Genomic DNA, 466 nt, shown 5'->3' on the forward strand with positions numbered 1-466 from the left:
CAGGCGCGGGCGGCCGGAGGACTGCCGGCCCCCGGCGCACCCGGGCTGCCCGGTACCGCCGGGGCGGCGGGTACGGCCGGGCGGCCGGCCCTGGACACCGGCGCCGATGTCCGGGCGGCCCGGGCGGGGGCCATCGCGGCGTACCGCGCGGGTGCCCGTGCCGCGGCCCGGGTCCACGAAGCCCAGCAGAGCGATCGCCCCGCGCTGCCCGGCGCCCGCCCTGCCGTCGAGGACGACACCGGCGCCGGCCGGACCGACGGCACGCGACAGCAGCCGTACGCCGGGGACCAGCCGCCGTACTCCGCCGAGCCGGGCAGTGGGGGGCCGCCCGGCCGGACAGCCGACCCGTACGGGGTGCGCGGCGCCCCCTGGCACGGAGCCGCACCGCGCTCCGGCTCCGGCGCCGGGGTCCCCGCCCCGGGCGGCGGCCGGCGGCCGGGCCTGCCCGGACAGGTGCCGGGCCAGG

1 pseudogene is annotated in these 466 nt (G+C 84.5%); it reads left to right on the top strand.

Features of this window, described 5'->3' with window-relative positions:
- A pseudogene (locus tag GT045_RS12005) lies at positions 1-466 on the top strand (serine/threonine protein kinase); the annotation flags it as partial.

It is taken from the genome of Streptomyces sp. SID486 (assembly GCF_009865385.1).
Classification (GTDB): domain Bacteria; phylum Actinomycetota; class Actinomycetes; order Streptomycetales; family Streptomycetaceae; genus Streptomyces.